Consider the following 25,168-nt stretch of genomic DNA (forward strand, 5'->3'; position numbering starts at 1 on the left):
CAGGTCGAGGGGTCATTCCTCGCCCATGGCGCGGGCCAGGCTCCGCGGCCGCATGTCGGTCCAGTGCTCCTCGACGAAGTCGAGGCACGCCTGGTGGGTGTCCTCGGGGTGGGCGACGGTCCACCCGGCCGGCACGTCGACGGCCGTGGGCCACATCGAGTACTGACCCTCGTCGTTGACCAGGACCACGAACTTCGCCTCGGTGTCGTCGAACGGGTTGCCCATCAGTTCTCCTCCTTGGTCGTCGCGTTGCGGGCGATGACGGCCCGCAGGTGTTCCTCCAGAACCGGGCCGATCACCCCCAGCGCTTCCGGTGTCATGATCGTGCTGTGGCCGGTGGGGACCGGGTGGTACGTGATCTCGCCGGCGACGAAGTCCCGCCACACCTCGGGGTCGAGGACCCGTTCCCGTTCCTCGGTCGCGCCGAAGATCAGCATGTCGGCGTCGACCCGCTCCGGCCGGTGCCGGGTGGCGATGGTGATGTTGCGGTGCAGGATCTCCATCAGCAGCTGGAACTCGTCCTCGGCGACGTTGCCGAGGACCGTGTTGGTGGTGCGGGCCAGCTCCGAGAACTGCGCGAAGGTGAGCTTGCCGCTCGGCAGGGACTCCGGGTCGATGCCCAGCACCTCGAGGATGCCGGTGTAGACCTTGGCGGTGGCCTCTACGACCTGCTGCTGCTCCTCCTCGGTCAGGGGCCTGGCCGGTTCGGAGTCGAGCGCGACGATGAGCCCGACCTGTTCTCCGGCGGCTTCGAGCCGGGCGGCCATGGCGTGTGCCACGACGCCGCCGAACGACTGGCCGAGCAGGTAGTAGGGCCCGGTCTTCTGCACCTGCCGCATCTCCTCGATGCAGTGGTCGGCGACCTCGATCAGGGTCTCCGGCAGTTCGTCCGGGTGGCTCAGCGCGCGGGACTGCAGCCCGTACACCGGGAAGTCGGGGCTCAGACGCAGCAGCAGATCCGAGTAGGACCAGCAGATCGCCGCCCCGGGGTGGACGCAGAACAGCGGCGGCAGGGTGCCCCCGGTGCGCAGCGGGAGGAGTACGTCGAAGGCCCTGTCGGCGCCGTCGGAGCCGAGGTGCGCGGCGAGCTGGGCGACGGTGGGCCCGGCGAAGAACGCCCGGATCGGCACCTCCGTGCCCATGACCTCGGCGATGCGGGCGATGAGCTGGTTGGCGAGCAGGGAGTGGCCGCCCAGGTCGAAGAAGTTGTCCTCGACGCCGATCTGTCCCAGGTTCAGCACCTCGGCGAACAGCCCGCAGAGGATCTCCTCCTGCGGGGTGCGCGGTCCGCGCCCCATGGGCGCCGCGACCGGCGGCGTCGGCAGCGCCTCCCGGTCCACCTTGCCGTTCGGTGTGAGCGGGAAGTCGACCACGGCCATCACGGCCGCGGGCACCAGGTGCTCGGGCAGCGACCGGCGCAGGTCCTCCCGGACGCCGGTGACGTCGGCGTCCGGGCGGGCGGGGACCACGTAGCCGAACAGCGCGGCGTCTCCCTGGCGGTCGGCCCGCACGGCCACGGCGGCCCGGGCGACGGCCGGGTGCTTCGCCAGCGCGGCCTCGACCTCGCCGGGCTCCACCCGCATCCCGCGGATCTTCACCTGGTCGTCGGTGCGGCCCACGTACTCCAGCTCGAACGTGTGGTTGAGCCGGCCGATGTCCCCGGTGCGGTACATCCGTGAGCCGGCCGGGCCGTAGGGGTCGGCGACGAAGCGGCCGGCGGTGAGTCCGGGCCGGTGCAGATAGCCGCGGCCCACGGCCGGGCCGGCGACGTACAGCTCGCCCTCGGTGCCGGGCGGCACCGTCCGCAGGGCCTCGTCGAGAACGTAGACGCGCATCCCCGGGTTGGGGCGGCCGACCGTGACGGGCGCGCCGTCCGCGACGTTCAGGGGGTCCGTCATCGTGCAGGCGACGGTGGTCTCGGTCTGCCCGTAGACGTTGACCATCCGCCGCCCCGGCGACCAGCGGGCGGCGAGACCGGGGGTGAGGACCTCGCCGCCGAGGAGCAGGCCGCGCAGCTCGGTGAGGCGGCCCGGCGCGTCGGCGGGCAGGCTGGCCAGCACCGACGGCAGCGTCACCAGGTGGGTGATCCGCTGCTCGGCGAGCACCCGGGCCAGCGCCTCGCCCGCGAGGAGGCCCGGCTCGGGAAGGACGAGCGTCCCGTGCGCGGCGAACGTCACGACGAGGTCCATCACCGAGGCGTCGAAGCCGGGCGAGGAGAGCTGCAGGACGCGGGAGCCGGGCCCGAAGCCCCAGCGGTCCCGCCAGGCCTCGGCCGCGTCCGCCAGGCCCGCGTGGGTGATCACCGCACCCTTGGGCCGGCCGGTCGATCCCGAGGTGTAGATGACATAGGCGGGGTGGTGCGGGCCGAGGGCGGCCGAGCGGTCCCGGTCGGTGGGGTTCGTGTCCGGCAGGCTCTCCCGTCGCTCGGCGGTGGCCGGGTCGTCGATGTCGAACACCGGTTGGCGAGCGCCCAGCCGGGCGGCCCCGGAGGCGTCCGTCACGACCAGTCCGGGCCGGGCGTCCGCGCACAGGTAGGCCACCCGGTCGGCCGGGTAGGCCGGGTCGACCGGCAGATACGCCGCCCCGCTCTTGGCGATGGCGAGGACGGTGACGACCTGGGGGACGCCGCGCGGCAGCAGCACGGCGACGAGGTCCTCCGGGCCCACGCCCCGGTCGATCAGGGCCCGCGCCATCCGGTTCGCCCGGCTGTTCAGCTCGGCGTAGGTGAGGTCCGTCGCACCGTCGGTCACGGCGATCGCGGACGGGTCGGCCGTCGCCCAGGTCTCGAACAGCCACGGCAGCGTTCCCGGCACGGGCTCAGCACCCTTCACTTCCGCCCCGCTCGTCACGTCAAGTCCTCCGATGGGTTGGTGGGGAGAGTCGGCGACCTCGCGCAGCAACGTGCCGAACGCGTCGAGGAAGCCGTCGATGGTCGCGCGGTCGTAGAGACCGGTGGCGTACTCGACGGCGAGGACCAGCCCGGCGGGCGCGCCCCGGTCGTCGAACGTCTCGACCGCGTTGACGGTGAGGTCCACCCGGGCCACACCGGTCTCGACGCCGTCCAGTTGCGGCCGCGCGGTCAGACCGGCCAGCTCGAACTCGGCCTCCGGCGTGTTCTGCAGGGCGAGTTGCACCTGGAAGAGCGGGTGGTGCGCGGGAGAACGGTCGGGGTTGAGCTTCTCCACCAGGTGGTCGAAGGGAATGTCCTGATGGGCGTAGGCGGCCAGGCCCGCGTCGCGCACCCGCTCCAGGAGCTGGACGAAACTCGGGGCGCCCGAGGTGTCGACGCGCAGCACCAGCGTGTTGACGAAGAAGCCGATCAGGTCGTCGAGGGCTTCGTCGACCCGCCCGGCGATCGGTGCGCCCACCGGGATGTCGGTGCCGGCCCCGCTGCGGGTCAGCTGTGCGCCGAGCGCCGCCTGGAGCGTCATGAACAGGGTGGCTCCGTTGCGGCGCGCGAGCGCTCGCAGGGCCTGGTGGAGGTCGGCGTCGAGGGTGCGGGTCAGCGTCGCGCCCTGGTGGCCGGCCTCCTCGGGGCGCGGTCGGTCGGTGGGCAGTGTCACCAGCCGGGGCAGGCCGGCCAGTCGTTCCCGCCAGTGGGCGAGCTGCCGGCTGATCCGGCTGTCCGGGTCGGTGTCGTCGCCGAGCATGCGGCGCTGCCACAGCGCGTAGTCCGCGTACTGCACCGGCAGGGGCGCCCAGGAGGGGGCGCGTCCCGCCGCGCGTTCCTCGTACGCCGTGGTCAGGTCGCGGGTCAGCGGCCGCAGCGACCAGCCGTCGGCGGCGATGTGGTGGACCACCAGCAGCAGCACCCGTTCGTCGGGGCCCGTGGTGAACAGCCGGGCCCGCAGGGGGATCTCCCGGGCCAGGTCGAACGCGTGCCGGGAGGCCTCCCCGAGCACCCGGGGCAGGTCGTCCTCGGAGACCTCGCACACCGGCAGGTCGATGTCCCCGGCGTCCAGGATCCGCTGGTGCGGCACTCCTCGGCGCTCGGCGAAGACGGTGCGCAGCGCCTCGTGCCGGGCCACCACGTCGCCCAGCGCGGACCGCAGCGCGGCCACGTCGAGGGGACCGGAAAGCCGTATCGCCAGAGGGGAGTTGTAGGTCGCCGACGGGCCCTCCAGCTTGTGCAGGAACCACAGCCGCCGCTGAGCGAACGACAGGGGCAGTGCCTCCGGCCGGGGCCCGGGGACCAGGGCGGGCACCGTGCCGTCCGGGTCGGCGCCCTGGGCCAGCACCGCGGCGAGCCGGGCGGGCGACGACGCGGCGAACACCTGCCGCAGGGGCGCCTCGATGCCGAGGACGGCCCGGATACGGCTGGTGAGCCGGGTGGCGAGCAGCGAGTGGCCGCCGAGGTCGAAGAAGCCGTCGTCGACGTCGACCCGGGGCAGGCCGAGAAGGTCGGCGAACAGCTCGCAGAGGATCTCCTCGTAGGGGTTGCGCGGACCCCGGTCCTCGGCGCCGGTGGTCATGACCTCGGGTTCCGGCAGGGCCCTGCGGTCAATCTTCCCGTTCGGGGTGAGCGGGATCCGTTCGATCGGCGTGATCGTGGCCGGGACCATGTGGTCGGGCAGCAGGGCCTTGACCGCGGCGCGCAGTCCGGACACGAACTCGCCGGCGTTGCGGGCCAGGGAGGGCACGTTGGCGACGGCTTCCGGGCTGCCCGGCCGGTACACGTCGGCGAGGGGCGCGTCGTCGCCGGTGTCGGGGAGCAGCACCGCGTCGTAGGTGTCCCGGCTCCTCTGCGACCAGGTCGGCACCGCCCGCCAGCCGTGGCCGGCCGCCCACCGGCGTATCCGTTCGGGATGCAGCCGTGGATCGGCCGGGTCGGCCAGCCGGGGGTTGGGGATCCCGGTCACCCGGGCCGGCGCCGTCAGCTCGTCCAGGTCGGTGACGTCGCGGCCCCAGAGCAGCTCCGGCAGGTCCCCCACCGGCCGCGCGGCGGCGGTGTGCAGCACCACCTCGTAGCGGTACGCGGTCAGTTCGTTGTCGGCGTCGCCGCGCTTGAGGAGCACCTCGACGCCGGTCAGCCGGGGGTGCCGGAAGGCGGTGAAGAACTCGGGGGCGAGGAGGAGTTCCTTCTCGACGGACACCGCGTGGTCCACGGCGGACGCGCGGGATCCGGGGTGCCGGAACCGCTGCACGGCCGTGTGGAGCGCCCGCAGGAGGCCGTGATGGCGTACGTCGCCGACGATGATCCGGCCGCCGTCGGCGAGCAGGTCGACGGCCTTGCCCAGCACGTCGCGCAGGTAGTCGGCGCTCGGGAAGTACTGGACGACCGAGTTGAGCACGATGGTGTCGAAGTGGGCCCGGGGCAGTTCCGACACGTCGTGCGCCGGCCGGCACCGAAGGTGCACGTGCTCCCAGTGCTGTTCGCGCGCGTACTCCCGCAGCCGGTCCACGGCGGCGGCCGAGAAGTCCGTGGCCCAGTACTCCTCGGTCCGCTCGACCAGCGGGATCATCACCAGGCCGGAGCCGGCGCCGATCTCGAGCACCCGGCGAGGGCCGAACCTGGCCACCTGGTCCACGGCGGACCGCTGCCACTCCCGCATCTGGTCGATCGGGATGGGCGCGCCGGTGAAGGAGCTGTTCCAGCCCTCGAAGTCGGCGCCGGGCTCGCGCGGCAGGCCGCGGTAGACCTCGTGGTAGACGCTGCGCCAGTCGTCGAGCTGTTCGTCGACGTCCGCCGTGGTCGCCCCGTCGGCCGGTACGACGTACGCGGCGAGCGAGAGGGCTCCCGAGTGGTCCTGGCGCGGTACGACGACGGCACGCGCGACGGAGCTCTGTGCGGCGAGGACCCGTTCCACCTCGCCGGGTTCGACGCGGAAGCCCCGGATCTTGACCTGTTCGTCGGTGCGTCCGAGGTATTCGAGCTGTCCGTCGGCGTTCCACCGGACCAGGTCGCCGGTGCGGTACATGCGTGTCCCGGCCGGGCCGTAGGGATCGGCGAGGAACCGCGACGCCGTGAGCGCCGGACGACGGCCGTAGCCTCGGGCCAGGCCCTCGCCCGCGATGTACAGCTCGCCCGGCACACCCGGCGCGACCAGCCCGAGCGACTCGTCCAGCACGTACAAGCGGGTGTTGAGGGCGGGTGTGCCGATGGGTACCGGGGGCTCGTTCAGGTCGCCGGTCTGGCTGGCGACGACGGTCGACTCGGTGGGGCCGTAGGCGTTCACCATGCGGCGGCCGGGCGACCAGGCCCGCAGCAGTTCGGGCGGGCATGCCTCGGCGCCGACGATGAGCGTCCGGAAGCCGGTCAGGGTCCGCGGCGCTTCGGGCGGCAGGGTGCTCAGCACGGACGGCGGGATCAGGGCGTGGGTGATGCGGTGCTCGGCGAGCGCCCGCGCCAGTTCCTCACCTGCCAGGCGGTCCGCCGAGGCGATCACCAGGGCGGCGCCGGAGTCCAGGGCCCAGACGAGTTCCAGGACGGCGGCGTCGAAGCCCGGCGACGAGAACTGCATGATCCGGCTGTCGCCGTCGGCGGCGCAGCGCTGCCGCAGCGTGGCGGCGAGGCTCGTGAGTCCGCGGTGGGTGACCACGACGCCCTTGGGCAGCCCGGTCGAACCGGACGTGTAGATCACATACGCCGGATGGTCCACCCCGACCGCGCGCACCCGGTCACCGTCACCCGGATCGTGCTCGGGCAACCCCTCGAACACCTCCGACCCACCGATCACCACCACCGGCGCGGCATCCCGCAACAGATACTCCACCCGCGCCCGCGGATACGAAGGATCCACCGGCAAAAACGCCGCCCCCGCCTTCCCCACACCCAGCACAGCCGCGATCTGCCCCACCCCACGCGGCAGCACCACACCCACCACATCCTCAGCCCCCACACCCCGCCCGATCAGATACCAGGCCACACGGTTCGCATACGCATTGAGCCGCGCATACGACCAACTCACCTCCCCCTCCACCACCGCCACCGCATCCGGCGCCACCGCGACCCGACGCCCGAACAACTCCGCCAACGTCACCGCGTCGACATCGGCCCCCGCCGACCCCCACTCCTCCAGCAACCGCACCCGCTCCTCGACACCGAGGAGATCCACCTCACTCAACCGCGACCCCGGCGCCACGACCATCGCCCGCAGAACACGAACCCAACGCGCCGTGAACGCCTCGATCGTCGAACGGTCGTACAGATCCGTGGAGAACTCCACCACCCCCGTGAGACCAGCCGCGCCACCGTCGGCCGAGGTGGTCTCGGTGATGCTCAGCGACAGGTCGAAGCGGGAGGTGCCGGTGCCCTGGCCCTCCTGCCGCACCCGCAGGTCGGAGAGAGTGAAGTCGGCCTCGGCGTTGTTCTGCAGGACCATGGCGATCTGGAACAGCGACTGGTGCGACGCCGACCGCAGCGGGTTGATCTTCTCGACGAGGTACTCGAACGGGATGTCCTGGTGCGCGTAGGCGGCGAGGCTGGTGTCGCGTACCCGCTGGAGCAGTTCGGTGAAGGCCGGGTCGTCGGACGTGTCGGTGCGCAGCACGACCATGTTGACGAAGAAGCCGACCAGGTCGTCGAGTTGTTCGTCGGTGCGGCCGGCCACGCCCGCGCCGACCACCACGTCCGTTCCGGCGCCGGACCGGGTCAGCAGCGCGGACAGTGCCGTCTGCAGCACCATGAACAGGGTCGAACCGGTCTGCCGGGCGAGCGCCGTCAGCTCGGCGTGCAGTGCCGCGTCGACCTGGAAGGTGCTGACGTCGCCCCGGTAGCCGGCCACCGCCGGACGGGGGCGGTCCGAGGGCAGCGTCACCTGCTCCGGCAGGCCGGCGAGCCGTTCGCGCCAGAACGCGAGCTGGCGGCCGAACTCGCTGCCGGGGTCGGTGTCGTCCCCGAGCAGCTCCCGGTGCCAGAGGCTGTAGTCGGCGTACTGCACCGGCAGCGGGGACCAGTCCGGGGCCCGGCCGGCCTCGCGCGCGGCGTACGCCGTCGCGAGGTCGCGGGCCAGCGGCCGCAGTGACCAGCCGTCGGCGACGATGTGGTGCAGGACCAGCATCAGCACCCACTCGTCGTGGCCGACCGCGAACAGCGAGGCCCGCAACGGGATCTCCGCTGCCAGGTCGAACCGGTGGCGTGCCGCGTCCCGCACCGCCTCGTCGAGGGCGGCGCCGTCGGCCTCGCGCACCGGGAGCGGGACCGTGACCTCGGCCATGTCCAGGATGCGCTGGCAGGGCTCCCCGTCGTGCTCGGCGAAGACGGTGCGCAGCGCCTCGTGCCGGGCGATCACGTCGGCCAGTGCCTCCCGCAGCGCGGGCGCCCGGAGGGGGCCCGTCAGGCGCAGTGTGAGCGGCATGTTGTAGGTCGGCGAGGGGCCTTCCAGCTTGTGCAGGAACCACAGGCGCTGCTGGGCGAACGACAACGGCAGGACCTGGGGGCGCGGCGCCGGTACGAGGGGGCCCCGGGCCGGGGAGTTCGCTTCGAGTATCGCCCGTGCCAGCGCGGCCGGTGTCGAGGCCTCGAACAGGGTGAGCAGCCGGACCTCGATGCCGAGTTCGGCACGGATGCGGCTGATCAGCCGGGTGCCGAGCAGCGAGTGGCCGCCCAGGTCGAAGAAGCTGTCCTCCACACCGACCCGGTCCGCGCCGAGGATCTCGGCGAAGAGCCCGCACAGGATCTCCTCCTCCGGCGTACGGGGGTCCCGTCCCCCGGAGGTCTCGAACTCGGGTTCCGGCAGGGCCTCGTGGTCGAGCTTGCCGTTCGGCGTCAGCGGGAACTCCGGCAGCGCCACCAGCGCCGCCGGCACCAGGTGGTCGGGCAGCAGGCGGCTGAGGTCCTCGCGTACGGTCCCGGGGTCGGCGCCCGGCCGTGCGGGGACCATGTAGCCGATCAGCGCCGGCTCGCCCCGTCGATCGCGGCGGACCACGACGACGGCGCGGGCCACGTCCGGATGCGCCGCCAGCGCGGCCTCGGTCTCGCCGGGTTCGACGCGGATGCCCCGGATCTTCACCTGGTCGTCGGAGCGCCCCAGATACTCGAGTTCACCGTCGGCGTTCCACCGGACCACATCACCCGTCCGGTACATCCGCGAACCCGGCGGACCGTACGGATCAGCGACGAACCGCGACGCCGTCAGCCCGAAACGACCCAGATAACCACGAGCCACCCCCGCACCCGCGATGTACAGCTCACCCCGCGAACCCCGCGGAGCCAACCCCAGACCACCGTCCAGCACATACACCCGCGTCCCCGCCAACGGAGCACCGATCGGATGCGCACCCCCCGACAACGGACGACTCACCGACGCCGCCACCGTCGTCTCCGTCGGACCGTACAGATTCGTCATCCGCCGACCCACCGACCACCGACGCACCAACTCCGCCGAACACGCCTCACCACCCACCACCAGACTCCGCAACCCCGACAACCCCCGCGCCGCACCCTCCGGCAACGTCGCCAGCACCGACGGCGGCACGAACGCATGCGACACCCCCGCACCCGCCAACAACCCGGCCAACTCCTCACCCGCCGGCCGCATCTCGCGGGCGACGACGAGGGCGGCTCCGGCGCCGACGGCCATCATCAGTTCGAGGACGGAGGCGTCGAAGCTCGGCGACGCCAGGAGCAGCACCCGGCTGTCGCTGTCGACGCCGGTGCGCTCCCCCGTGCCGGCGGCAAGCGCGGCCAGGCCCCGATGGGTCACGACGACGCCCTTGGGCAGGCCGGTGGAACCGGAGGTGTAGATGACGTACGCCGGGTTGTCGACGTCGACGGGCCGGACGCGGTCCCGGTCAGCCGGGTCGTCCTCGGGCCGGTCCTCGAACAGGTCCGACCCGTCGATCACCAGAGCCGGTCCGGCGTCCCGCAGCAGATGTTCCACCCGCGCCTGCGGGTAGGCCGGGTCGATCGGCAGATACGCGGCGCCGGCCTTGCCGATCCCGAGCAGGACGGCGATCTGCGTCGCGCTGCGCGGCATCAGCACGCCCACGACGTCCTCGGCGCCCACGCCCCGGCCGATCAGATGCCAGGCGACACGGTTGGCGTGTGCGTTGAGCTGCGCGTACGACCAGGAGGACTCCCCCTCGACCACGGCGGTCGCGTCCGGGGTCGCCGCGACGCGACGTTCGAAGAGCTGGGTCAGGGTCGCCGGTCGTACCGTCGGCTCCGTGTACGCCCAGCTGGTCAGCAGGTCGCGTTCGCCGTCGAGCAGCAGGTCCACGGACCCGATCCGCTGCTCCTGGTCGCGTGCGACGGCGGCCAGGAACCGCAGCCAGCGTCCGATGAACGCCTCGATCGTCGCGGCGTCGTAGAGGTCGGTGGCGTACTCGACGGCGCCTACGACGCCGGCGGCGCCGTCGGAGTGGTCGGAGTGGTCGGAGTCCTGCTGTTCTGCGAGGCTGATGAACAGGTCGACGCGGGACAGCCCGGTACTGACGCCCTCCATCCGGGTGCGCAGGCCGGGCAGGCCGAAGCCGGTCTCCGGGTTGTTCTGGAAGGCCAGCAGCACCTGGAACAGCGGGCTGTGCGCGGTGCTGCGCTGCGGATTGAGCTTCTCCACCAGGAACTCGAACGGCACGTCCTGATGCGCATAGGCAGCCAGGGACGTGTCACGCACCCGGCGCAGCAACTCGTCGAAGCCCGGATTCCCCGAAGTATCGGTGCGCAGCACCAGCGTGTTGACGAAGAAGCCCACCAGATCGTCGAGCGCCTCGTCGGTGCGACCGGCGACAGGACTGCCGATCGGCACATCGGTCCCGGCCCCCGACCGCGTCAACACCGCAGCGAGCGCAGCCTGCAGCACCATGAACAACGTCGCACCACTACGCCGCGCCAACGCCACCAGACCGGCATGCAACTCCGTGTCCACCCGGAACATGCAGACGTCACCCGCATAAGACGCCGACTGCGGCCGCACCCGATCCGCCGGCAACGTCACCTGCTCCGGCAACCCCGCCAACTGACCACGCCAATAATCCAGCTGACGCCCGATCACACTGTCCGGATCGGACTCGTCACCCAGAATCCGCCGCTGCCAGAGCGTGTAGTCCGCGTACTGCACCGGCAACGGCCGCCACGACGGGGCACGGCCAGCCCGGCGGCCCGCGTACGCCGTCGTCAGGTCACGCGCCAGCGGTCCCGACGACCAGCCGTCGGCCGCGATGTGGTGCACCACCAGCAGCAGTACCCAGGAGTCGTGGCCCGTGGTGAACAGCTCCGCCCTCAGCGGGATCTCCCGCGACAGGTCGAACGCGTGACGGGCGGCCTCCCGCAACGCCCCCGGCAGATCCCCCTCCGAGACCTCACGCACCGGCAGAGCGACCTCGACCGTCTCCACGATCCGCTGGCACGGCACACCGTCGGACTCCGCGAACACCGTCCGCAGAGCCTCATGACGACCCACCACATCACCCAGCGCGGCCCGCAACGCCACCACGTCCAACGCACCCGACAACCGGATCGCCAACGGCGAGTTGTACGTCGCCGACGGACCCTCCAGCCGATGCAGGAACCACAACCGCCGCTGAGCCGACGACAACGGCAGCACCTCAGGACGCGGCACCCGCTCCAACGCCACCTGAACCCGGCCCTCCCCCTCCCCCAGCACCACCGCCAACTCCGCCGGCGAAGGCGCCGCGAAGATCTGGCGCAGGAGGACCTCGACGCCCAGTACCGAGCGGATGCGGCTGGTCAGCCGGGTGGCGAGCAGGGAGTGGCCGCCCAGGTCGAAGAAGCTGTCGTCGACGCCGACCCGCTCCAGCCCCAGGATGTCCGCGAACAGTTCGCACAGGATCTGCTCCTGCGGGGTGCGTGGCCGTCGGCCGTCCGGGACGATCACCTCCGGGTCCGGCAGCGCCCGGCGGTCGATCTTTCCGTTCGGGGTGACCGGGATCCGCTCGATCGGGTTGATCGTCGCCGGAACCATGTAGTCCGGCAGCAGTCCCTTCAGGGTCGAACGCAGCTCGGAGACCAGTTCGCCGACCGTACGGGCCACCGCGGGCACGTTGGCCTGCTCGACGCCCTCGGCGGGGCGGTACACCCCGTCCAGCGGCTCCGCCTCGGCGGCGTCCGTGAGCACGACGTCGTAGGTGTTCCAGCGACGCGACGACCAGGTCGGCACCGCCCGCATACCGCGTGCCGCCGCCCAGCGCCGCACCGTCTCGGGCTCCAGCTCGGGCCCTGGCGGGGTGGGCACCGCGTCCGCGCCGTCCAGCGCCCGTATCGCGGCGATGCCGCCGGCCAGCCGGGGGTTCGGGATCTGCGTCACCCGTGCCGGGCCGGTCAGCTGGTCCACGTCGGTGATGTCGCGGCCCCACACGAGTTCGGGCAGATCCGCGAGCCGTCGCGCGGGAGCGGTGTGCAGGACGACCTCGTAGCGGTAGCCGGACAGTTCGGTCGACGCCCCGCCCGCCTTCAGCGAGACCTCGACACCGGAGAGGGCCGGATGCTCGAAGGAGGTGAAGAACTCCGGAGCCAGCAGCAGTTCCTTCTCCACCGCGATCGCGCGCTCGACCGCCGCGCGCGCCCCCGGGGTGCCGCGGAAGTCGTGCACGGCCGTCTGGAACACACGGAGCAGTCCGTAGTGCCGGACATCGCCGACGATCACCCGGCCGCCGTCGGCGAGCAGGTCCATGACCCGCGTCAGCACATCGCGCAGATAGTCGGCGCTCGGGAAGTACTGCACCACCGAGTTGACGACGACGGTGTCGAAACGGCGGCGGGGCAGTCCGGAGAGGTCGTGCGCCGCCTGGCAGGACAACCGCACGTGGTCCCAGCCGCGTCCGCGGGCGAACTCGCGCAGCCGGTCGGTGGAGACCTGCGAGAGGTCGGTGCCCCAGTACTCCTCGACCTCGTCCGCCAGCGGGCTCATCAGCAGACCCGAACCCGCGCCGATCTCCAGGACCCGGCCGGGGCCGAACCGCAGCACCGCGTCCACGGCGGCCCGCTGCCACGCCCGCATCTCCTCGACGGGGATCGGGCCGCCGGTGAACGAGCTGTTCCAGCCCACGAAGTCATTGCCCGCGTCACCGGAGAAGCCCGTGTAGACCTGGTCGTAGAGGTCGTTCCACTCGGAGAGCTGATCGTCGAAGCCCTCGCTCGTCGCCTCGGCCGCCAGCACGGTGTACGCGGCCAGGGAGACGGCTCCCGAGCGGTCCCGGCGCGGCACCACCACCGCCCGCTCGACGGACGGCTGGCTCACGAGGACGCGCTCGATCTCGCCGGGCTCGACGCGGAAGCCCCGGATCTTCACCTGCTCGTCGGAGCGGCCCAGGTACTCCAGTTCGCCGTCGGCGTTCCAGCGGACGACGTCGCCGGTGCGGTACATCCTCGCCCCGGGGGCGCCGAACGGATTCGCGACGAACCGTGACGCGGTCAGTCCGCTCCGGCCGAGGTAGCCCCTGGCCAGGCCCGCACCGCCGATGTACAGCTCGCCCGGCACTCCGGGGGCTGCGGGCCGGAGGGTCTCGTCCAGGACGTGCAGCTCGGCGTCGAGCACCGGCTTGCCGATCGGTGCGCGTGCCTCGGCCAGCGGGAAGGTGTGCGAGGCGGCGACGGTGCACTCGGTCGGGCCGTACGCGTTCACGAACCGGCGTCCCGGCAGCCACAGTTCCACGAGTTCGGGCGGGCATGCCTCGGCGCCGACGCTGAGCATGCGGAACTCGGGGAGTCGGCCGGCCGTCTCCGGCGCCAGGGTGCTCAGCGCGGACGGCGGGATGTGCGCGTGGGTGATGCGGTGCTCGGTGAGGGCCTGGGCGAGTTCGTCGCCGGCCAGACGGTGCCGGCCGGCGATGACCAGCCGGGCGCCGGAGCTGAACGCCCACACCATCTCCAGTACCGAGGCGTCCACGCTGGGCGACGACAGCTGCAGCACGCGGCTGTCCCGGTCCGCCGCGCAGCGCTGGCGCAGGGTCTCGGCGAAGGCGGCGAGGCCGCGGTGGGTCACCACGACGCCTTTGGGGCGGCCGGTCGAACCGGAGGTGTAGATGACGTACGCCGGGTTGTCGACGTCCACCGGCCGGACGCGGTCGTGGTCGGTGGGGTTGTCGTCCCGGCCGGGCCGCCCGTGCAGGAAACCGTCCTCGTCGACCATGACCAGGTCACAGGTCAGGTCGCCGGGCAGGTCCTCGGCCCCGGCCCGGGAGGTCAGCACCAGCCGGGGGGCCGAGTCGGTGATCACGTGCCGGTTGCGGCCGGCCGGGAAGACGAGGTCCACCGGTACGTACGCCGCCCCGGCCTTGAGCACTCCGAGCAGTGCGGCGACCAGGCGGGCGGAGCGGGGCATCGCGACGCCCACCAGGTCCTCCGGGCCGATGCCCCGGTCGATGAGCCGGCCGGCGATCCGGTTGGCGTGCCGGTTCAGCTCGGCGTAGGTCCAGGTGTCGGCGCCGTCGCTGACGGCGACGGCGCCGGGGGTGGCCTCCGCCTGCCGTTCGAACAGATCGCTGAAGGTCAGCGGCTCGACGTCCCCGTCGTACCGGCGCCATCCGGCCAGCCGGGACGCGTCGTCGGGGGTGGTGACGTCCAGGGTGTCGATCCGGCGGCCCGGGTCCGCCACGACCTGGCGGATCAGCTGGATCCAGCGCTCGACGACGGCCTGTACCGTCGGCCGGTCGTAGAGGTCGGCGGCGTACTCCACCGTGCCGCCGATGCCGGCCGGGGCGCCGTCGGGCGTCGTGCTCTCCGTCACGCTCAGCGAGAGGTCGAAGCGGGCGGTGCCGGTCGGTACCGTCTCGGCGCGTACCCGCAGTCCGGGCAGGTCGAACGGGACGGAGGTGTTGTTCTGCAGGACCAGCGCGACCTGGAACAGCGATTGCCGCCCCGCGCGCCGGTGCGGGTTGAGGCTCTCGACCAGCTGCTCGAACGGGATGTCCTGACGGCTGTACGCCGCGAGGCTGGTGTCGCGCACTCGGTCGAGCAGTTCCGCGAACCCGGGGGAGCCTGACGTGTCGGTGCGCAGCACCAGCATGTTGACGAAGAGTCCGACCAGGTCGTCGAGAGCGGGCTCGGACCGGCCGGCGACACCGGCGCCGATGGCGATGTCGGTGCCCGCGCCGAGCCGGGTCAGCAGGGCCGCGAGGGTCGCCTGCAGAACCATGTAGACGGTGGCGCCGTTGCCCCGGGCGAGTTCCGTGACGGCGGCGTGCAGTTCGGCGTCCAGGGTGACCGGGACGACGCCGCCCCGGTAGGTCGCCACGGCGGGCCGGGGCCGGTCGCCGGGCACGGTGATCTCGTCGGGCAGCCCGGCGAGTTGCTCGCGCCAGTACCGCAACTGCTCGTTCAGGAGGCCGGCCGGGTCGTTCTCGTCGCCGAGCAGCGCACGCTGCCAGAGCGTGTGGTCGGCGTACTGGACCGGGAGCGGCGGCCACTGCGGCGCCGTGCCGTCGCGCCGCGCCGCGTATGCGGTGACCAGGTCGCGGGCCAGCGGCGCCCCGGACCAGCCGTCACCGGCGATGTGGTGGATGACGAGCGTCAGCACGGACTCGTCGGGGCCGAGGACGAGCAGTTCGGCCCGGACGGGGAGCTCCCGTGCCAGGTCGAACGCGTACCGGGCGGACCGGCGCAGTTCCTCGTCCAGGTCCGCCGGGTCGATCCGGCGGACGGGCAGGTCCGGGCGTACCTCGTCGGGGTCGGTGATCTGCTGGTACGGCTGTCCGCCGGTCTCGGGGAAGAGGGTGCGCAGCGGTTCGTGGCGCCGGACGACGTCGGCCAGGGCCGCCGCGAGCGCGGCGGTGTCGACGGCGCCGGTCAGGTGGAGGGCGAGCGGCATGTTGTAGGTCGCCGACGGGCCTTCGAGCCGGTGCAGGAACCACAGGCGTGCCTGTGCGAAGGACAGCGGGATCCGCTCCGGCCGTGGCAGCGGGGTCAGCTCCGCGCGGGCCGGCCCGGCCTCCTGCCGCTGGAGGTGTGCGGCGAGGCCCGCCGGGGTCGGCCTCTCGAAGAAGTCACGCATGTCGACGTCGAGGCCGAGGGCGCCCCGGATCCGGCCGATGAGCCGGCCGGCCAGCAAGGAGTGTCCGCCCAGGTCGAAGAAGTCGTCGTCGAATCCGGTCTGCGGCAGTTGGAGGATCTCGGCGAACAGCGTGCGGAGCATGTCCTCCAGCGGGCTGCGCGCGGTCCTTCGGAGCCCGGCCGGGATGTGGCGGGGGTCGGGGAGGGAGTCGCGGTCGACCTTGCCGTTCGGGGTCAGCGGCAGGCTGTCGAGGGGCACGACGCTCGCCGGGACGAGGGACGGCGGCAGTGTGGCGCGCAGTTCGTCGCGCAGTCCAGCCACGCTCGTCGTGCCGGCCGGGGACGGCACCACGTAGGCGACGAGGCGCGGTTCGCCGTGGGGGTCGGCGCGTACCGCGACGGCCGCGTCCACGATGTCGGCACGCCGCCGCAGCACCGCCTCGAGCTCGCCGGGCTCGACCCGGGCGCCCCGGATCTTGACCTGGTCGTCGGCGCGGCGCAGGAACTCCAGCTGTCCGTCCGGGTGGCGCACGCCGACGTCTCCGGTGCGGTACATCCGCGCACCGGGCGGCCCGTAGGGGTCGGGGAGGAAGCGGGTGGCGGTCAGGCCGGGGCGACGCAGGTATCCGCGTGCCACGTTGGCGCCCGCGACGTACAGCTCGCCCGGCTGCCCCGGCGCGAGGTGCGTGAGCGCGTCGTCCAGGACGTGCACGCGGGTGTGCTCGATGGGGGTGCCGATCAGGGCGGGGGCGCCGGTCAGCGGTGCGGTGAGGGTGGCGGCGACGGTGGTCTCGGTGGCGCCGTAGCCGTTGATCAGCCGGCGTCCCGTCGACCAGCGGCGTACCAGCTCGGGCGGGCAGGTCTCGCCGCCGATGTGCACGGTGTTCAGGTCGGGCAGCCGGTTCTCGGCGTCCTGCGGCAGTGAGGCCAGCAGCGGTACCGGGAGCGTGACGCAGGTGATCCGCTCCTCGCGCAGCACCCGGAGCAGGTCGTCGCCCACGAGTTGCCCGGCGCGGGGGACGACCAGGGTGCCGCCGGTGGCCACGGCGGTGAGCAGCTCCCAGATCGCCACGTCGAAGCCGAGCGAGGCCAGTTGCAGCACACGCGGGGTGTCGCCGGGGGCGTACTGGCCGGCCACGGTGCGGGCGAGGTTGACGGCGCTGCCGTGGCTGACGCCGACGCCCTTGGGTGTGCCGGTGGAGCCGGAGGTGTAGATGACGTACGCGAGGTGGTCCGCGGTGAGCGCGTGGGCCCGGTCGTCGTCGCCGGGGTCGTCCTCGGGGCAGGCGGCCCACTCGGCGACGAGGGACCGGTCGCCGATGTCGACCGCCCCGGGGAAGCCGGTGCCCGTGCCGTCGGTCAGGACCAGGCTGGGCGTGGCGTCGCCCAGCAGGTATCCGATCCGCTCCGCCGGCAGGACCGGGTCGAGCGGCAGATAGACGGCGCCCGCCTTGAGCGTGCCGAGCAGCGCGGCGATCTGGTCGAGGCCGCGCGGGAGGGCGACGCCCACCGTCCGCTCGGGCCCGACGCCCCGCCCGATCAGCCACCACGCGACGCGGTTGGCTGCCGCGTTCAGCTCCCGGTACGACCACGAACGGCTGCCGTCGGTGATCGCCGGCGCGTCGGGGTGCGCCTCGACCGTGGACTCGTACAGCCGGACGATCGTGTGCCGCGCGCCGGGCAGTCGAGTGGCGGCCGCTACATCAGCAGAGCTCATGCTCACTTCCATCGGGTCGTCGGGGCGGCGGATCGTGCTCAGGAACCGTCGTGCTCAGGAGAGGGCGCGCTCAGGAACAGCGGCGCTCAGGAGCGGTCGCGTTCAGGGACGGTCGCGTTCAGAGACGGTCGAACCGGCCGCGGTCGATCTGGAGCGGCGTGTGGTCGCGGCCGACGAGGTGCTCGGGGCGCGGGGCGCCGACCGGGGTCGGCGCGGCCGACACCGGGTTGTAGGTGAGGATCAGCAGGCGGCGGGCGAAGGGGGAGACATTGGTTCCGGAGCCGTGGACGATCTGCGGGCTGAACAGCAGTACGCCGCCCCGCGCTCCCTTGGGGCTGACCATCTCGTGCTGCTTGACCAGGCCGGCGAGTTCGACGGGGGTCAGCGCGTACTCGTGCGGGTCGATGTGGCCGGCGCCGTGGTCCCGCGCGGACGCGGCGCGTTCCAGCGTGCCCAGCCGGTGCGAGCCGCGCAGGAAGATCACCGGGCCGTTGAACTCGGTGACGTCGTCGAGGAAGAGCGCGACGTTGACCTGTGAGGCGGCCCGCATGTTGTCGGCGTCGCGCCAGACGATGTAGTCCTGGTGCCACGCCCACTCCTCGCCGCCGAACGCCTGCTTGGAGTTGACCTTCATCTGGTGGACGTAGAGGTCGTCGTCGGCGATCTGCCGGGCCGGGCCGAGCAGCCGCTCGGAGCGCACCAGCCGTTCGAAGACGGGATGGCGGGTGTGCGAGGCGTAGATCGACCGGGGGGTGACGCCGTCGTTCTCGGTGATCAGCCGTGGGCCGGGCACGCGCTGGTCCTCGGCCAGCGCGAGACACAGGGTCTCGATCTCCTCGCCGGAGAACGTGTTCTCCAGCAGGACGAATCCGTCGTTGCGGTAGCTCGCGAGTTGTTCCTCGGTCAGTGTCATGGCTTTCTCCGCGTGGACCTGGTCGGCAGGACGTGGTGACCGACGATCGCGTCAGGTGCGGCGACCCGTGGTGTCGGATCAGTGGTGACGGAAGGCGATGTGCAGGGAACGCGGACCGGCGACGCCGGGCGTGTCGTAGTAGTCGACGGAGGTGTCCGTCACCTCGAACCGGCTGAACCGGTCGAGCATCGCCTCCAGCGCGATGCCCAGTTCGAGGCGGGCCAGCGGGGCGCCCAGGCAGTAGTGGACGCCATGGCCGAACCCCAGATGTCTGCGGGCGTCACGGTGGACGTCGAACCGGTCGGCGTCGGTGAAGTGCTGTTCGTCGCGGTTGCCGGAGATGAACGACAGCGACACGAACTGGCCCGCCGACAGCCGCTCGGCGCCGACCGTGACCGGGCGGGTGGTGACCCGCATGTTGCTGACGATCACCGGCCGGTATCGGAGGGTCTCCTCGACGGCCCCCGGGATCAGTGCCCGGTCGGCGCGTATCCGCGCCTCCGCGGCGGGGTGCTCGTCGAGTGTCAGGACGATGTTCGCCAGCAGCAGCGTGGTCGTCACATGGCCGGCGAGCAGGAGGAGGTTGGCGAAGTTGACCACCTCCTCCTCGGTGAGCCGCTCGCCGTCGACCTCGGCCCGGCAGAGACGGCTGATCAGATCGTCCTGGGGGTCGGCCCGGCGCCGCCGGCAGTGGACCCTCAGATGGTCCAGCAGTTCCTTCTGGGTGTCCGTGACGCGTCTGCGGGCCGCCTCGTCCGTCAGGTCGCTCCTGTCGAAGGAGAGCAGGCGCTGTGCCCAGTCGCGGAACAGCTCCCCCTCCTCCTCCGGCAGACCGAGCAGCTCGGCGATCACCAGGACGGGCAGAGGATCGGAGAGATCGGCGACGACGTCCATCTCGCCGCGGTCGGCGACGGCGTCGAGCAGGCGATCCGTGACGGCGGTGATCCTGGGCCGCAGGCCCGCGACCGCGCGGGCCGTGAACGCGCGGCTGACCAGATCGCGCACCAGGCGGTGCCGGGGCGGATCCATCGCCGTCAGATTGCCCGCGGTGAGATCGCCGGTGCCCATCTCCCCGGGCAGATAGCGCCACAGCTCCGACGAGAAGGCGGCCGGGTCGGCGGTGGCCCGTGTGATGTCACTGTGCCGGTACAGGGTCCACACCCGGGTGAGGGGATCGCGGTGCACCGGGTGGTGCGTCCGCATGTCCCGCAGCCACCGGTGCAGCGAGCGTCCTCCGTCGAGCGAGTACGCCGGGGCCGTCAGCACGCCGGTTCACCGCATACGCGTGCAGGCGCCGATTCACCGCATACGCACATGTGCGCCGAAGATCCGTCCACGCTCACACCGCCCCCGTCGTGCTTTCGGAAGATCTTCGGCAATCCTTCGCGACGACGGTCCCTCACCGCACCAGGGGAGCACCCCAGAAGAACCCCAGGAACGAGCCGATCCGGACGCTGCGTAGTCCAGGGTTGCGGCTGGGGGCCCGGACACGCAGGGTGGGCGCAGCGAGCGCATCCGGTGCATACGGAGGGCATCCGTGAGTGGTCACCCTGTCAGCGGTCAGCAGCAGCCCGACGTACACGCAGCACCCCCCGACGTGCTCACCGACCCGCACGCCGTGTACGCGCACATGCGGGAGCAGGCGGCCGCCTGTCCCATGCGCTCGCTCGACGGGTCGTTGATGTGGGTGGTCGGACGCCATGAGGGCGTGCGGTCGGTGCTCGCCGACCCCCGGTTCGCGAACGATCCGGCCTCGGCCGGCGCGCCGCTGATGCAGGTCGACGCGATGCGGAACCTCGGTCTCGCCGAGGAGCTCATCCCGTATCTCGCCGACACCCTCCTCGACAACGACGGGGCGGTGCACAGCCGGTTGCGGCGGCTGGTGGCGCCCGCGTTCAGCGCGCGGCGGCTCCTCGCCCTCCGTCCGCGTATCGAGCGGCTCACGGACGACCTCCTGGACGAGATGGCGGCACACGCCGAGGACGGAGTCGTCGACTTCCTCGGCCGGTTCGCCTATCCGCTGCCCATCACGGTGATCTGTGAACTCGTCGGCGTGCCGATGTCCGACCGGCCCGCCTGGCTGCGCTGGACCCACGCCCTGTCGTTCGAGCAGGAGAAGCTGGGCGAGACGCTCGGACCGCTCGTGGACCACACCCGGGCGCTGGTCGAGAGTCGCCGGGCCCGGCCGGCGGACGACCTGATCAGCGAGCTGATCCGGGCGCAGGACGGCGACCGTCTCACCGACCGGGAACTGGTCACGATGGTGCTCAGCCTGGTCATCGCCGGACACGACACCACGGCCAACTTCCTCGCCAACAGCGTCTGGGCGCTGCTGACCCACCCCGAACAGCTGGCGCTGCTGCGCGCCGACCCGGAGCTGACGCCGCAGGCGGTGCACGAGTTGCTGCGCTGGTGCGGGCCCGTCCTGGTGTCGCGGCTGCGGTACGTCACCGAGGACGCCGACGTCGGCTGGGCGTCGTTCCAGGCGGGGGACGCGGTGATGGCCGCGCTGAGCGGCGCCAATCACGACCCTCGGGAGTTCCCGGACCCGGAGCGCCTGGACATCACCCGTCGGCATCGCACCCGCGGGGAGGCGCATGTGTCCTTCGGCGCCGGCCCGCACTACTGCCTCGGCGCCGGCCTGGCCCGCCATCAGTCCGAGATCGCCTTGCGCCGACTGCTCGCCCGCTGGCCCTCCCTGTCCATGGCCGTGAGCCCCGAGGAGCTGAACTGGCAGCCGGTGTCGGGCATGCGCAAGCTGGAACGCCTGCCGCTGCGGCTGGACGGAGCCCGGCCGGCAGGGCCTCCCCTCCACCGTGACCGCCCCGGGCCGGACGGCGCATCCGCCTGACGGCGAGGCCTCCTGCCCGGCGGCACACCCGTGTGCCGGTGAGGGCGCGGCCGAGGGCGCCGGCGCCGCCACCTGGTCTCACGGTTCGTCGGTGTCGGCCTCGCCGGGGTTGCGCGTCAGTCCGCCGGACACGGGGCGGGCCGGGTCGAACCCTCGCTCGCGCCATCGTTCGCTCTCGACGGGATCGAGGTGGCGGCCGGCCCAGTCGTCGAGGTCGTGGGCGTACGCCTCCGGCGCGTAGGCGGCCTGGGGGACGGCCAGTTCCGGCAGCTCCTCTCCGGGCTCGTGCCGCATCGGATGGGCCAGACCGGCCTGCCAGCGCTGCTCCTGCGGCAGCCACCGCTCGGTGACGGACTCGGTGCGGATGCCCATCGCGACCGCGATGCCGGTCCAGTCGGCGCCGTTCTCCCGTGCGTGCAGGACGGCGGCCTCCACCAGCCTGTCGGCGGACGAGCGCACCCGGAGCGCCTGGAGCAGCAGTTCCTGCGCGGTGTGCCGGTCGTCGTCCAGGGTGGGAACCAGACGGAGCGCCTCGTCGACGGTGTCGCGGGCCCGGTCGGCGAGGACCAGACGGGCCAACGCCGCGGTCGTATAGGGGTTCGGCGGCCTATCGGACATGGACGGCTCCGAATACGGCGTGCGGGGACGGCGTGCCCGAACGGTGTGACGGCATCGGGCGAGTCTAGTCCCGGGCCCGCTCGCGGTCGTCCTGCGTGCAGTCCGCCGTGACCGCCCGGCAGACCGCGGCCGGGTCCTCGTGCGGGAAGAACGGCGTGCCCGAACGGTGTGACGGCATCGGGCGAGTCTAGTCCCGGGCCCGCTCGCGGTCGTCCTGCGTGCAGTCCGCCGTGACCGCCCGGCAGACCGCGGCCGGGTCCTCGTGCGGGAAGAAGTGGGTGCCGTCGAAGACTCGTATCCGGGCTTCCGGGGCCAGCTCCCGCCATCCCTCCAGCGACGCGACCGGGACGTCGTGGTCCGCCGCCGCCCCGTACACCGAGACCGGCGACGTCAACGGGCGCGTGAACTCCGGTGTGTACCGCTCGATCAGATCCAGGTCGGCACGCAGCCCGGCCAGCAGCTGCGGGCCGAACTCGGGGTCCGTCAGGAGGCTTTCGTCCGTGCCGCCGAGCCGTCGGACGTAGGCGGCCATGTGCGCGTCCGACGCCCTGAGCACATCGGGCGGAAAGGTCCGCCGGGAGCCGGGGGGCGCGGCGGCGCACAGCACCGTGCGCTCCGGGAGCGGCCCGGCCGAGTCCTCCAGCAGGCGCAGCGTCTCCGCGGCGATCAGCGCGCCGAGGCTGTGGCCCAACAGGATCCACGGCTCCGGCAGTTCGCGCACCGCGTTCGCGAGGGCGGCGGCGCGGCGCTCGACACCGGAGCGGCGTTCCGACCCGGCGGGCCGATCCCAGTGCACCGCCCGGACCGCGAAACCGTGCGGGCCGAACACCCGGTGCCAGGAGTGGAAGGCCACGGCGCTGCCCCCGGCATGCGGCACACAGACCAGTGTCCGGTCCGGCTTCGGCGGCTCGGCGCCCATCGTGACGAGGGCCGCCTGCTCGGCGCTCATCGGCCCGCCTCCTCGTGGGCGTCGTCCGTCACGACCGGTCGGCCGGTGTGCTCCGCCCGGTAGGCGTGGACCTCGTACATCTCGGTGCCGCGCAGTGCGGGGTCCTGCCGCACCCGCAGGGAGAAGCCCACGTCCCGCAGCAGCTCGCTCAGCCGTGCGAGGCGGTCGTCCTCGTCGTGGACCTCGGCCACGACGGCGCCGATGCGCGGCCAGTCGGCGGCGTCGACCCCGCGCAGGACGTCGAGCTCCGCGCGCTCGACGTCGACCTTGAGCAGTGCGACGGACCGGAGGTCGTGCTCGCGCATGAGGCCGGAGACGGTGGTGACCGGGACCTGGATGGTCAGCCCGTCGTGCAGTCCGTCGATCATCATGTCGACGGCCTCCTCGTCGAGACCGCCGTGGCGCAGGAAGGTCCTGGTGAGGGCGTCGTCGGCCGCACGGTCGGCGTACAGGCCGGAGTTGCCGGGGGCCGCCGGGTAGTAGGTGAAGTCCTGGACGCCGGGCGCGGCTCCCACGGCCGTGCGCACCGGGGTCGCTCCCGGGACATGGCGGGTGAGGTTGTCCCGCAGACAGGAGAAGACGTCGGGTACGGGTTCGGCGGAGACGATCCGCAGTGTGCGCTGCGCGTCGGCGAACGCGATCGACACCAGCCCGATGTTGGCGCCGACGTCGAGAACCGTGTCGTGGGGGCGCAACCCGCGTGCGGCGAGCCCGTACAGGCCGTCGCCCGTGGCCTCCCGCCAGATGAGCAGTGCCTCCGCCGGGCTGGTGCACCACACCCGTCGGCCGTCGGGGAGGCTCACCTCCCGCCGCGTCGCGCCGGGTGCGTCGTGCGCGGTCCGTTGCTCGCTCATGGTCGCTTCCTTCGGCTCGCGCGGTGGGTCAGGCGGCGACGAGCCGCACGGGCAGCGTGTCGTAGCCCCAGATCAGGATCGACCGCGTCCGCCGGGGCGGGCCGACCGGCTCGGCGTCGCGGACCCGTCGCAGCAGTTCCCCGAACAGGACGGTGAGTTCCCGGGTGGCGAGTGCCGCGCCGAGGCAGTAGTGGGGGCCGCCCGCGAAGGCGAGGTGGGGGTTGGGCCGCCGGGTCACGTCGAATCGGTCGGGGTCCTCGAACACGGCGCCGTCGCGGTTGCCGGCCGCCAGCCACAGCGCGACCTGGTCTCCCGGGGCCAGCGCGTGGCCGGCGATCTCGACCGGGGCGGTGGCGGTGCGCAGCACATGCATCGCGGGGCTGGTGAACCGCAGGATCTCCTGCACGGCGGTCGGCAGCAGTTCAGGGTCCTCGCGCAGCGACGTCCACTGTGCCGGATGGCGCATCAGCGCCAGCAGGCCGCCGACGCTCGCGTGCCGGGTGGTCTCGTTGCCTCCCGAGACGAGCCCGTCGCAGTTGAGGAAGATCTCCTCGTCGGTGAGGGGGACGCCGTCGACCGTGCCGTGCGCCAGCGCGGTGACGATGTCCTCCTGGGGTTCGCGGCGGCGGCGGGCCAGCAACTCCTCGTAATACGACAGGATGTCCGCGTGCGCCTCCGCCGATGCGAGCGGGTCGGCCGCCGGTTCCCCTCCCTCGCCGAAGGCGGCCTTGGTGCGCTCCAGCATGAAGTCCCGGTCGCCGGGCGGCACTCCGAGCATGTCGCAGATCACCGAGAGCGGCAGCCGGGCCGCGACCCGGGTGAAGTCGCACTCGCCGGCCTCCAGGGCCTCGTCCAGTACGGCGGTGACCGTCTCGCGCATGCTCTGCTCCAGCCGGGCCACCATGCGCGGGGTGAAGGCGCCGCTGACGATCCGGCGGATCCCGCCGTGGCGCGGCGGATCGGTGATGATCAGCATCTTGCCCGAGGCCGCCGCCGTCGCGGCGGGGTTCTGGTCCAGCCGCATGCCCTGCTGGGAGGAGAAGCGGCGGGTGTCCTTGACGACCCGGGAGATCTCCGTGTGCGACAGCACGGCGTGGAACCGGCGGCCGTCGTACTCGCCCTCGTGCACGGGGGCGATGCGCCGCATCCGCTGCCAGAGTTCCTCGGGGTGTCCCTGGGCGTAGAGGTCCGGGTCGCAGAGTTCCAGGGAGGAAAGCGCGGTGACCGGTCGACCACGTGACATACCGAAGGCTCCTGGGGTGAGGGGACGAGCCGATTGTGTCCGACACCCGCTCGGGGCTGAACCCCAGAGTTCTTCATGCCTCGTCCGGCCCGATTCCGGGGGCCCCGCCGAAAACTCTGGGGGTGCGGCCGCGA

9 protein-coding genes are annotated in these 25,168 nt (G+C 72.6%); 1 reads left to right on the forward strand and 8 read right to left on the reverse strand.

Going from position 1 to position 25,168, the window contains the following annotated elements; all coding sequences use genetic code 11:
* Window positions 1-12 precede the first annotated feature (12 nt).
* From IE239_RS31810 to cymV, 4 genes are all read right to left on the reverse strand, one after another.
* Complete coding sequence (locus IE239_RS31810; RefSeq protein WP_308435439.1) at window positions 13-225, reverse strand: MbtH family protein; 213 nt, start codon at window positions 223-225, stop codon at window positions 13-15.
* Window positions 225-17,606: a non-ribosomal peptide synthetase gene (locus IE239_RS31815; RefSeq protein WP_190152911.1), complete on the reverse strand. Its 17,382-nt coding sequence runs from the start codon at window positions 17,604-17,606 to the stop codon at window positions 225-227. Before IE239_RS31815 ends, IE239_RS31810 begins: the two co-directional genes overlap by 1 nt.
* Before the next feature lie 118 nt (window positions 17,607-17,724).
* A complete protein-coding gene (locus tag IE239_RS31820) occupies window positions 17,725-18,519 on the reverse strand; it encodes a phytanoyl-CoA dioxygenase family protein (protein WP_190152912.1) in 795 nt (264 codons plus the stop codon).
* A gap of 78 nt (window positions 18,520-18,597) precedes the next feature.
* Window positions 18,598-19,785 carry a cyclomarin C epoxidase CymV gene (cymV, locus tag IE239_RS31825; RefSeq protein WP_190152913.1) on the reverse strand — a complete coding sequence of 396 codons (1,188 nt, stop codon included), beginning with the start codon at window positions 19,783-19,785 and terminating at the stop codon, window positions 18,598-18,600.
* 271 nt (window positions 19,786-20,056) lie between these two features.
* On the opposite strand from cymV, the gene IE239_RS31830 reads away from it, so the two are divergent.
* A complete protein-coding gene (locus tag IE239_RS31830) occupies window positions 20,057-21,370 on the forward strand; it encodes a cytochrome P450 family protein (protein ID WP_229878434.1) in 1,314 nt (437 codons plus the stop codon).
* A gap of 78 nt (window positions 21,371-21,448) precedes the next feature.
* Here the strand turns inward: IE239_RS31830 and IE239_RS31835 are convergent, their stop codons facing one another.
* From IE239_RS31835 to IE239_RS31850, 4 genes are all read right to left on the reverse strand, one after another.
* Window positions 21,449-21,988 carry a hypothetical protein gene (locus IE239_RS31835; protein ID WP_190152914.1) on the reverse strand — a complete coding sequence of 180 codons (540 nt, stop codon included), beginning with the start codon at window positions 21,986-21,988 and terminating at the stop codon, window positions 21,449-21,451.
* 187 nt (window positions 21,989-22,175) lie between these two features.
* Window positions 22,176-22,937 carry a thioesterase II family protein gene (locus IE239_RS31840; protein ID WP_190152915.1) on the reverse strand — a complete coding sequence of 254 codons (762 nt, stop codon included), beginning with the start codon at window positions 22,935-22,937 and terminating at the stop codon, window positions 22,176-22,178.
* On the reverse strand, window positions 22,934-23,791 hold the full coding sequence (locus tag IE239_RS31845) for an FkbM family methyltransferase (RefSeq protein ID WP_190152916.1): 858 nt from the start codon (window positions 23,789-23,791) through the stop codon (window positions 22,934-22,936). The genes IE239_RS31840 and IE239_RS31845 overlap by 4 nt, the downstream gene beginning before the upstream one ends.
* Window positions 23,792-23,819: 28 nt before the next feature.
* Complete coding sequence (locus IE239_RS31850) at window positions 23,820-25,034, reverse strand: cytochrome P450 (protein WP_190152917.1); 1,215 nt, start codon at window positions 25,032-25,034, stop codon at window positions 23,820-23,822.
* Window positions 25,035-25,168: the final 134 nt, after the last annotated feature.

Origin of the sequence: Streptomyces humidus (assembly GCF_014649655.1) — a bacterium.
Classification (GTDB): Bacteria; Actinomycetota; Actinomycetes; order Streptomycetales; family Streptomycetaceae; genus Streptomyces; species Streptomyces humidus.